This is a genomic window from Floridaenema aerugineum BLCC-F46, assembly GCF_041929345.1.
GTDB classification, from domain to species: domain Bacteria; phylum Cyanobacteriota; class Cyanobacteriia; order Cyanobacteriales; family Aerosakkonemataceae; genus Floridanema; species Floridanema aerugineum.
Genome location: NZ_JBHFNQ010000241.1, coordinates 1 through 9,830, shown reverse-complemented (window position 1 = coordinate 9,830; position 9,830 = coordinate 1). Strand labels below are relative to the sequence as shown.

Here is a 9,830-nt window from a genome sequence, read left to right as displayed (position 1 = left end):
CTACTGTTTTGTTTACAAACAAAATTTTTTGGTTTGGTTTTTTATTTTTTTTGTTTCTTTGTTTGCGTTTTTGCGATTTTATCCGCTATAACCCCCAACAACGTACTTTGGGTTTTCTTAACTAGTTAATCATTTTCCCCCACAGGTTCTAAATCAACACGCCAACGTTTACCGCAGTTTTTACAAGTGTATTTTTGTTGACCGTTAGTGTATCCTTTTTCTTTAACTTTGTTAGAACCACATTTAGGACAGACAACTTCTGCGATCAGCCATTTTTTAGTTGATGATTTTTTAGTTGTTGTTGGTTCAGGGGTTGGCACTTTTTCGGATACTTCTGTGAGCAAGTCGGCAACATTTTTTAACTGTTCTGTGACTGTCTCTTCAACGTTTAAATTTTCCGCTATTTCAGTAACAAAAGTTTCTAGAATAGGTGCTTCGTTAACTGTTTCCGGCTCAACAACAATTTCTGAAGATGGTTCGGTGTCTGATGTTTCTCCTGGCGCAATTTTTGTTGCTAATGTACCAAATTCTACTAGTTCTGATGGAGTTTCTATAGCAGAATTTTCGTTGTTCAAAGGTGTTACTACTAACTCCTCTGAAGGTGGTGTTTCTAATACTGGAAGAATTGAATTTTCCTGTAATTTTATTTCTGCTGAAGCTATTTGTTCAACTGGCAATTTGCCATTAGTTGAAGTTTCTGGTGGATGATTTGCTGCTACTTCGATCTCAGCATTTTGTTGATGAGTAACTGGAGTGCGCCCAGTCCAGTTGGGATCGGGTGCGGGAATTTTCGGCAGAATGATTAATGGTTTATGCTGTTGAGTCTCTGTGTTGTGGTTTAAGCGACTGATGCGATCGCCTACATTTTCCTGAATACTATAAGTAACTGGCAAAACAGTATGCCCAGAAACCGCTTTCTGTACCAAAGCGGCGATATGTTCCGATGGATCGGGAGGTGGGCCAAAATTTTCCTCTGGTTTTGTGGGTGATGGTGTGTTTGTCGCGGGAAAATGCGATACTGATGAAGCCCAGCTAGAATGATTTTCCTTTGTTTCTGCTAGATGAGATTCTGGCAAAGGGGGAACGAATCTAATTGCACGCGCTAACCGTCGATATGGTTCTAGGTGATCTGTCACATTCTGCTCCTGATGTTTAAGAGTTGCTATTCAATTTAGTCTTTCTGTAGTCCAATATACTAAAATAAGGATCAAAACTTGAAAAATAACGTTATGATTTTAAGTTTGAGCCTGGTCGTAAAATTAATTGCAGTTGCTTAGTGTTTATTTACAAAAGTAGGGAAAAATGAAAGATTCCTTTCTTGTGCCTCTCTACCATCAACAACAAATAGATTTATCGATCGCTAACCTGAGTAACAGACTGATGGCATCAGGTCTGATAAGGTAATTGACAATTATGTATGATGACGACGACCTGACCCTACTTGACCCGGAAGCCGATCTGCAAAGTCCGTTAGATCAGCTAGAACCACTGGAAGAAGAAGAGGTTGCTAAACCCGATCCAGAGGCAATGTTGGCGCTGTTGAATGCAGCCGAAACGTCGCAAAGAATGCTAGCAGCCAGAGCTTTTTGTGAGTTACAAGATCGACGCGCCATTCCCCATTTAATTCGCTTGTTGACAGATGCTTGTCCGTTGGTGCGGGTAAGTGCGGCTTATGGTTTGGGACGTAACCCTAGTGCTGATGCGGTAGAACCTTTAATTAACCAATTAAACCGCGACTGGAATGGTTATGTCCGTAAAGGCATTGTTTGGGCGTTGGGGAACTGTCGCGATCGCCGTTCTGTCGCCCCCCTGACTGATGCTTTACGAACTGATATTTCGGCTGTACGTTTATGGGCGGCTAGTTCTTTGGCGCAAATGGCTGAGTTAGGCTACGAAGCAGTAGTCGCTTCCATTCCCCCGTTAATTGAAGCTTTAATTCAAGATCCAGTCGCAGCGGTGCGGAGTAACTGCGCTTGGTCTTTGGGGCAACTTTGTCGGGAACTACCATCAAATGTAGTATATGCTGGTGCGATCGATGCTTTAATTCAAGTGATGGAAGAAGACCGCGATCTGGGAGTCAGGGAAGATGCGAAAGCTTCTCTGTTACGAGTTGGCGACCCTCGCGGACTGCAAGTGATTGAAAAAATGGCTCAAGAAGGAATGATTTCACCAGAGAGTTTATTGTGAGGGAAGGGCAAGATCCCCGACTTCTTCAGATCCCCGACTTCTCTAAGAAGTCGGGGATTTGTGGATCTGTGTCAAGCTAAATAGATTCAATATACTGAGTGTCGAGTAAAAAGTTGCCTCTGGCAAAGCGCACTCCCCAATAACCTCCGGGACGGCGATCGATCACTACTCCTTCTTCACCTAACTTAATCACATCTGGGGGACGTAGCATTGGCATTGGTTCGGCAGTTTTCACGTAAGGTGGTAATGCTACGACTCGGACTTTTTCCCCAATGCGAAATTCTTTACTCATTTTGAATGTTAGGATTTTAGTTTTTCTATACTCGGCGTGGTCACAAACTGTTGTTTTTGATTTGTAGGGGCGAAGCATTCCGGTACATATATTTGGCGATAACCAACAAATTATTGCCGGAATGCTTCGCCCCTACTGTATGACCGTGGACTTTAACCTTTCTTGCACAAACAAGGCAAGGACTAAAGTCCCTACAACAAACCTAATCTAAAATTGTTAAGGTGCTTGCCAGATTTTTTGATGATATTTTTCTAAATCTGCGTAAGGATCTACAGCAGGGTGTGAGTGGTCGTGACTGTGACTGTTACCATGATGATGATGATCGTGGTGATGATGGTGATGATGATCGTGTCCGTGAGTGTGGCTATGTCCGTTGCCGTTTTTAGTTACAGCAGCGAGGCGAAATTTACACATTTCACAGTTCATTTGGACTTCGCCTAATTGGGTTTCTATTTCCCGTTCTCGCATTACTTGAAATAGTTGGGGATGAATGCCCATTTCTGGCAAACAAATCATTTCTATTTCGGGAAATTGTGCTTGTTGTTGGGCGGTAATGTCAAAAATCTTTTTTACCAAAAGTCCGGTAAATAGGAAGTAAGGTAAAACGATAATTCGCTTTGGTTGATAAAGTCTGGCGCGACGAAAACCTTCTTCTAAACGGGGGTGAGTAATGCCGATAAAGCAGGTTTCTACTGTGGAATAGCCGCTGCCTTCCCAAAGAATTCGTGCTAGTTTGTAAACGTCGCCGTTAGCGTCTGGGTCGCTGGAACCACGCCCGACAAATAATAAAACTGTTTCGGAACGAGGATATTTTTCGTTGTCAAGTTGAGTTAGACGCGATCGCCACAATTCCAATATATTCGGGGTAATTCCAAAGTGCCGACCGTAGTGAAATTTCAGTTGAGGATATTTAATTTTAGCTCGGTCTAACTCGTTGGTAATATCAAATTTGTTGTGGCGTGCGGCAAATAATAAAATGGGTAAAACTGAAAATTCTGTGTATCCTTGTTCGATGCAGCGATCGATCCCTTCTTGAATTGTCGGGCCTGTTAATTCTAAAAAACATGGGACTACGGGGCGCGATCGATCCAATTCTTGATAAGCAGCGGCAAAATCTAAAAAACTTTGTCTTCCCTCTTCATCTTTAGTTCCATGACCAATCATTAATAATGGTCTTTTTAGGGGCAATGTAGACAATTCTAAATCCGTTACAGTGGTCAAAGTCGATAAACTTACAGTAGGCATTAATTAATTATCCTTTTTCCTGTGCGGCGCAGGAAAATAAAGTTGACGTTAACAAGTAGGCGTTCTGGCTAGCGATGTAGACAGTTGACAACGGCTAATCTATTTTCGCTTACAGCTGCGGCACAGCCCCGGACTTGCACCGGAGTTTCCCTACTTTGCTGAGTTTTAGTGTGCTTTGATATCTTAGCGGATTCAATGGTTTAGCGAAATGGGGGGGGAGAGGATTTTTCCGGCAGGAGGGTACAGGGAAATATTATCGCTATTAAATATTACAATGAATTCTGAGTAACGAGTTACTTTATTGCCGCTAATTTTATACATAAAACTACTCAATTGTCAAGGGAAAAACCATGTTTAGAAAACTGCGCGGAGGATTACTAGTAGGGATTGGTTATATGCTTTCTCCCTTGTCTTGGTGGAATGATTTATTTTTTAATTTGCCAATTTCTCTGTTATTCGGCTATTTAGTTGGTTGGATAAATGCTGACTGGTTTTTACCGGGGACAGTTGTGGGTTACTGGCTTTCTAATGTACTAGGAATTTTGATGATGCAGTTTGGGGCAATGGATATGTTTTTAGCAGGAGAACAGCGAAATGTGAAGCGCGATTTATTGATTGGACTTGGTGGTTCAACGCTTTACACTTTAGTAATTGCGGCATTGGTTTATTTTCACTTAGTAGAAGTTCCCGCTTTTTTAATTAATCACTAAACTTGTGGCATAATTCAGGGTATTGTCATGTTCTGAAACTGAGTAATTAACTCAAGTTGCTAGTTAGTAAGATTGAGGGTGGTAGTAGCTAGTAGGAATCCCACTACCCACTACCTACTACCTACTACCAAAGATTCGTGGAAAAATCAACTAATGTCAAACTCCGCAGGTCTACTCATGATTTCTTCATAACAAATTTGTGGAGGAAAGCTAGGAGCAAATATACAAGCACAAGCAATGCAGTAATTAGAATTTGTGTGAGAGACAACCAATATTCCTTCAGTTTGAGGATTATATTGTTTGAGCAATTCTTCTGCTCCAAAAAACTTAATTGCTGGATCGTTGTGCAGCATTAACCCCATTGGTAATTCAATTGCACCGGAAACTTCTTTTACATTTGGTAGGTTAACTATCACCAAACAGCGACCATGCTCTAACCAACCTTGATAGGCTAGCGCACCTAACATAATATCTTTAGATTGAACTAAAAGTTCTCCACATATTTGTAATCCCAGTAGAATTTCCTCTTCTAAGGAATCCAACTGTAAATTTTGCTTCCGGGGATGACTGTATTCATAGTTCATAGTCAACAAGGTAACTTGGTTAGCTTAACTCTAAGCTAAGGCAAGTAGAATGATGCTGAATCTGTCAGGGGTGTTAAAATTAAATATTCCTGAAGAGGTGTAGTGCGATCGCCATCATCAGTTAGCAAAGTTGTGGCAACAATTATTGAGTGCCGCGCTAAGGCTGGGTTCGTTCCTTTAATCTGTTTAATTAAGGAAGCTCGTCTATTGTAATAAGAGAATAAAGATCGTCAGATGACATCCCGTTTTACATTAAACTTGTTACAAATATAAAGAGAAAGGGAAAAGTGAAAAAATGATTTTTAGCCAAAATTTAGGAAAAGTTTCATTTCGCAAAAAAAGTATTTTATTGTCAAAATTAAATAACTAATTGTTACGTGAGTTTATCAGCTAGCCCGGTAATGGGTATTCCAATAATAGAGGACTTTAATCGTTTAGTTTATTGCGATCGCACTAAAAATCCCTGTACTTATTATGAAAGTTGTTCTTCCCGATCAAGAAAAAAAACGTTTAGCAGCGCTGAAGCAGTATCAAATATTGGATACTCCAGCAGAAGCTGTATTTGATGACTTAACAAATTTAGCCGCCCAGATTTGTGAGACACCGATCGCTTTAATTAGTTTAGTAGATGCAGAGCGGCAATGGTTCAAATCTAAACTAGGGCTAACAGTTAGCGAAACACCCCGGAATGTAGCTTTTTGTAATTATGATATTTGGCAAAAAGAACCGTTGATTGTTGAGGATGCTCGGAAAGATGCGAGATTTGCTAATAATGCTTTAGTAACTGGAGAACCCTACATTAGATTTTATGCAGGTGCGCCTTTAATTACATCTGATGGGCTTGCTTTGGGGACATTATGTGCGATCGATCGGATTCCTCGACAGTTGACAAAAAAACAAATTTCCGCACTTCAAGTATTAAGTCGTCAGGTAATCAGTCAGATAGAATTACGGAAAAATTTAGCAGAATTTCAGCGAACCCAGAGTTTGCTAATAGCCCAAAAAGAAATGTTACAAGTGGTTAGTAATAGCACATCTGTAAATCAAGCGTTAAATGCAGTTACTCAGCAACAGAAGGAAATTCTGCAAACTATTTTCGATCGTATTCCTGTGATGTTGAGCTTCTTCGATCGAGAAGGAAAACTGCAAATGATCAACCGAGAATGGCTAAATATTTTAGGTTGGACTTTAGAAGAATTACAAGAATCGCCGGATATTTTGACGAAATTTTATCCCGATCCAGAGTATCGACAACAAGTTTGGGAGTTTATTCAAAGAGCAGAAAATCACCAATGGCAAGATTTTAAAACTCATGTTAAAGATGGTCGGGTGCTGAATACTACTTGGGCAAATGTGAAGCTGTCTGATGGGAGGACGATCGGTATTGGTCAAGATATTACCGCTCGCAAGCAAACCGAAGAATTATTACTAAAAACTCAAGAAAGATTACAACATTTATTAAAGACTAGTCCGGTTGTGATTTATAGCTGCAAACCAACGGCGAGTTACCCAGCAACTTTCGTTAGTGAAAATGTTACTGCTTTATTTGGTTATTCAGCAGAGGATTTTGTTAACAATCCTACATTTTGGTTAGATCGTGTTCATCCTGAAGACGTGGCTTTAATTCCCGAAGCAATAGCAATTTTATTCGCACAGGGACACCATAATTATGAGTATCGCTTTTTGCATCAAGATGGCGGTTATCGTTGGATTTATGAGGAATTAAAACTACTGCTTGATGCGGGGGGTAATGCGAGCGAAATAGTAGGTACTTTGCAAGATATTACTGAGCGTAAACAAGCAGAAAGCGATCGTCTAAAAGCCGAAAAATCTTTGCATGAAAGTGAAGAACGATTCCGTCTGTTTATCAATGGAGTGAAAGATTACGCCATTTTTGTATTAGATACTAACGGTTATGTTACTAGTTGGAATACAGGCGCAACAGCAATAAAAGGTTATCAAGCCGAGGAAATTATTGGACAACATTTTTCTCGTTTTTATCCACCTGAAGATGTAGCCCAGGGAAAACCCGATAGACTATTAGAAATAGCAGCAACAGTTGGTAGAGTGGAAAATGAAGGTTGGCGCGTGGGGAAAGATGGCTCTTACTTTTGGGCAAATGTAGTAATTACAGCATTGCAGGATGGAACCGGAAAAATTTGCGGTTTTTCTAAAATAACCCAAGATATTACTGAGCGCAAACGGGCAGAAGAAACTTTACAAAAGTCCCATAAAGAATTAGCGGATTTCAAATTTGCTTTGGATGAATCTGCGATCGTTGCGATTACCGACAATAAAGGCACAATTCAATATGTTAACAATAAGTTTTGCCAAATTTCTGGTTATAGTCGGGAAGAATTAATCGGGAAAGATCACCGCATTATCAATTCTGGCTATCATCCAAAAGCCTTCTTTCAGAATATTTGGAACACAATTTCTCACGGTAAAGTTTGGAAAGGGGAAATTAGAAACCGGGCTAAAAATGGTAGTATTTACTGGGTAGATACGACAATTGTTCCCTTTTTGGATGCTCAAGGAAATCCATATCAATATATTGCCGTTCGCAACGATATTACAGATCGCAAACAAGCAGAAGAAGCTTTGCGCCAACAAGCTCAAAGAGAGAAATTAGTTGCAGAAATTGCTCAAAGAATTCGCCAATCTTTAGATTTGAATGAAATTCTCAATACTACTGTGACGGAAGTCCAACGTCTGCTGGAGAGCGATCGCGTTTTGATTTTCCGCTTTGAACCAGACTGGAGTGGAGTTGTTGCCGTAGAATCAGTTGCTCCGAATTGGCAATCAATTTTAGGAGCAAAAATCTCAGATTCTTTCTTCAAAGATACCGAGCGAAGAGAAAGTTATGAACGAGGTGGAATTCAAGCTGTAGAAGACATTTTGAACGCAGGTTTATCGCCTTGTCACATTGATTTACTGGCTCAATTTCAAGTTCGTGCCAATTTAGTTGTACCCATTTTACAGGAAAATAAATTATGGGGTTTATTGGTTGCTCATCATTGTTCAAATCCGCGAAAATGGCAAAATTGGGAAATAGAATTGCTGAAACAATTGGCGACTCAATTAGAAATTGCAATTCAACAATCACAACTTTATCAACAAGTACAACAAGAACTAAATGAACGCAAATTAGCAGAACAAAAAATCCGAGAACAAGCTGCTTTACTTGATGTGACAACTGATGCAATTTTGGTTCGTGACTTGAATCATCGGATTTTATTTTGGAATCAGGGAGCAGAGAGACTTTACGGTTGGAAAAAAGAAGAAGTGTTAGGCAAGTGTGCTAATAATTTGCTTTATTGGGAAACACCGTTACTGGTGGAAAATATCTATCAAACTGTTAGCAGCAAAGGGGAATGGCACGGAGAATTGCAACAAGTAACAGAAGATGGCAAGGAAATTATAGTCGAGAGTCGTTGGACTTTGGTGCGTGATTCAGCTGAAGAACCAAAAGCAATTTTAATGGTGAATACTGATATTACACAGAAACGATTGATGGAGCGACAATTTTTGCGATCGCAACGCATGGAAAGCATTGGTACTCTAGCAGGAGGAATTGCCCATGACTTGAACAATATTTTAGCTCCTATTCTCATGGCAGTCCAACTTTTAAAATTACAAATTAGCAGCGCCCAAGGGCAACAATGGTTAGAAATCCTCGAAGATAGCACCCGAAGAGGTAGTGAATTAATCAAACAAGTGTTATCTTTTGCCAGGGGATTAGATGGTGAACATGGAGTTTTACAAATTCGCCATTTGATTAAGGAAATTAAGAAAATTGTTGAAGAGATTTTTCCGAGGTCGATCGAAATTTACACTGATGTATCCAGGGACTTGTGGGCAGTTTGTGGTGATGCTACTCACCTGCATCAAGTGTTAATGAATTTGTGTGTTAATGCGCGTGATGCTATGCCTACAGGTGGCACTTTAACTATTAGCGCTGAGAATTTAGTAATTACCGAAAATGATGCCCAATTGCAAATGGATGTCCAACCTGGATCTTATGTAGTTGTGACAGTTAATGATACAGGAGTTGGCATTGCTCCAGAAATTCTCGATCGCATTTTTGAACCTTTCTTTACCACAAAAGAAGTTGGTAAAGGCACAGGTTTAGGACTTTCCACTGTAATTGGAATCATCAAAAGTCATAAAGGTTTTATTACTGTTTCCAGCAAATTAGGCAAAGGTAGTGAATTTAAGGTATATCTTCCCGCTGTAGAAGCAGCAGCAGATTTAGATGAGGAAGATTGGGAATTGCCAATGGGAAACGGTGAATTAATTTTAGTTGTAGATGATGAAGCTGCGATTCGAGAAATTACTAAGAGTACCTTAACCGCTTATAACTACCAAGTTTTGACTGCGAAAGATGGAGTGGAAGCGATCGCTCTTTATGTAGAACATAAAAACGATATTAAACTAGTATTAGTAGACATAATGATGCCAGTATTAGATGGTACTCATACTATTCGCACCCTACAAAAAATCAATCCCGAAGTCAAAACAATTGCCTCTAGTGGGTTAGTATCCGGTACACATTTACAAGATGTAGGAAATACCACCGCCAACAAATTTTTACCTAAACCTTACTCAACTCAAGAATTACTAGAAGTAATGCACGATTTATTACACTAAACTCAATAAATTCTGTCCGTTGTCACAGGGGCGAAGCATTCGGGTCAAAAATTATGGCCTAAAACCTAGATTTTCTGCCTTTGTAGGGGCGAAGCATTCGGGTCAAAAATTATGGCCTAAAACCTAGATTTTCTGCCTTTGTAGGGGCGAAGCATTCGGGTC

7 protein-coding genes and 1 riboswitch are annotated in these 9,830 nt (G+C 39.9%); of the genes, 3 read left to right on the top strand and 4 right to left on the bottom strand.

The window, feature by feature from the left end:
• Positions 1 to 125 precede the first annotated feature (125 nt).
• Positions 126 to 1,136: an IS1/IS1595 family N-terminal zinc-binding domain-containing protein gene (locus ACE1CC_RS33135; protein WP_413274698.1), complete on the bottom strand. Its 1,011-nt coding sequence runs from the start codon at positions 1,134 to 1,136 to the stop codon at positions 126 to 128.
• Between the two features lie 277 nt (positions 1,137 to 1,413).
• Here ACE1CC_RS33135 and ACE1CC_RS33130 point away from each other — a divergent pair, with 277 nt between their 5' ends.
• Entirely contained in the window at positions 1,414 to 2,187 is a 774-nt protein-coding gene (locus ACE1CC_RS33130; RefSeq protein ID WP_413274697.1) for a HEAT repeat domain-containing protein, read from the top strand.
• A 76-nt stretch (positions 2,188 to 2,263) separates the two neighbouring features.
• Here ACE1CC_RS33130 and sipA read toward each other — a convergent pair whose 3' ends face one another.
• Both sipA and ACE1CC_RS33120 read right to left on the bottom strand, forming a co-directional pair.
• The gene (gene sipA, locus ACE1CC_RS33125) at positions 2,264 to 2,479 is read right to left on the bottom strand and encodes a regulatory protein SipA (protein ID WP_413274696.1); all 216 of its coding nucleotides are present in this window, start codon (positions 2,477 to 2,479) and stop codon (positions 2,264 to 2,266) included.
• Between the two features lie 216 nt (positions 2,480 to 2,695).
• Positions 2,696 to 3,724, bottom strand: a complete 1,029-nt coding sequence (locus ACE1CC_RS33120) for a sirohydrochlorin chelatase (RefSeq protein WP_413274695.1) — start codon at positions 3,722 to 3,724, stop codon at positions 2,696 to 2,698.
• Positions 3,725 to 3,761: 37 nt separating this feature from the next.
• Positions 3,762 to 3,918, bottom strand: a riboswitch (cobalamin riboswitch).
• 156 nt (positions 3,919 to 4,074) lie between these two features.
• Here ACE1CC_RS33120 and ACE1CC_RS33115 point away from each other — a divergent pair.
• Complete coding sequence (locus ACE1CC_RS33115) at positions 4,075 to 4,434, top strand: hypothetical protein (RefSeq protein ID WP_413274694.1); 360 nt, start codon at positions 4,075 to 4,077, stop codon at positions 4,432 to 4,434.
• 146 nt (positions 4,435 to 4,580) lie between these two features.
• On the opposite strand, the gene ACE1CC_RS33110 is transcribed toward ACE1CC_RS33115, so the two are convergent.
• Positions 4,581 to 5,018: a hypothetical protein gene (locus ACE1CC_RS33110; RefSeq protein ID WP_413274693.1), complete on the bottom strand. Its 438-nt coding sequence runs from the start codon at positions 5,016 to 5,018 to the stop codon at positions 4,581 to 4,583.
• 474 nt (positions 5,019 to 5,492) lie between these two features.
• On the opposite strand from ACE1CC_RS33110, the gene ACE1CC_RS33105 reads away from it, so the two are divergent.
• Positions 5,493 to 9,668: a PAS domain S-box protein gene (locus tag ACE1CC_RS33105; protein ID WP_413274692.1), complete on the top strand. Its 4,176-nt coding sequence runs from the start codon at positions 5,493 to 5,495 to the stop codon at positions 9,666 to 9,668.
• Positions 9,669 to 9,830 lie beyond the last annotated feature (162 nt).

What these genes read in the sequence shown, in the direction of transcription:
- ACE1CC_RS33130 (WP_413274697.1), top strand. Translation starts at nt 1,414, where the DNA reads ATGTATGATGACGACGACCTGACCCTACTTGACCCGGAAGCCGATCTG.
- sipA (WP_413274696.1), bottom strand. Translation starts at nt 2,479, where the DNA reads ATGAGTAAAGAATTTCGCATTGGGGAAAAAGTCCGAGTCGTAGCATTA.
- ACE1CC_RS33120 (WP_413274695.1), bottom strand. Translation starts at nt 3,724, where the DNA reads ATGCCTACTGTAAGTTTATCGACTTTGACCACTGTAACGGATTTAGAA.
- ACE1CC_RS33115 (WP_413274694.1), top strand. Translation starts at nt 4,075, where the DNA reads ATGTTTAGAAAACTGCGCGGAGGATTACTAGTAGGGATTGGTTATATG.
- ACE1CC_RS33110 (WP_413274693.1), bottom strand. Translation starts at nt 5,018, where the DNA reads ATGAACTATGAATACAGTCATCCCCGGAAGCAAAATTTACAGTTGGAT.
- ACE1CC_RS33105 (WP_413274692.1), top strand. Translation starts at nt 5,493, where the DNA reads ATGAAAGTTGTTCTTCCCGATCAAGAAAAAAAACGTTTAGCAGCGCTG.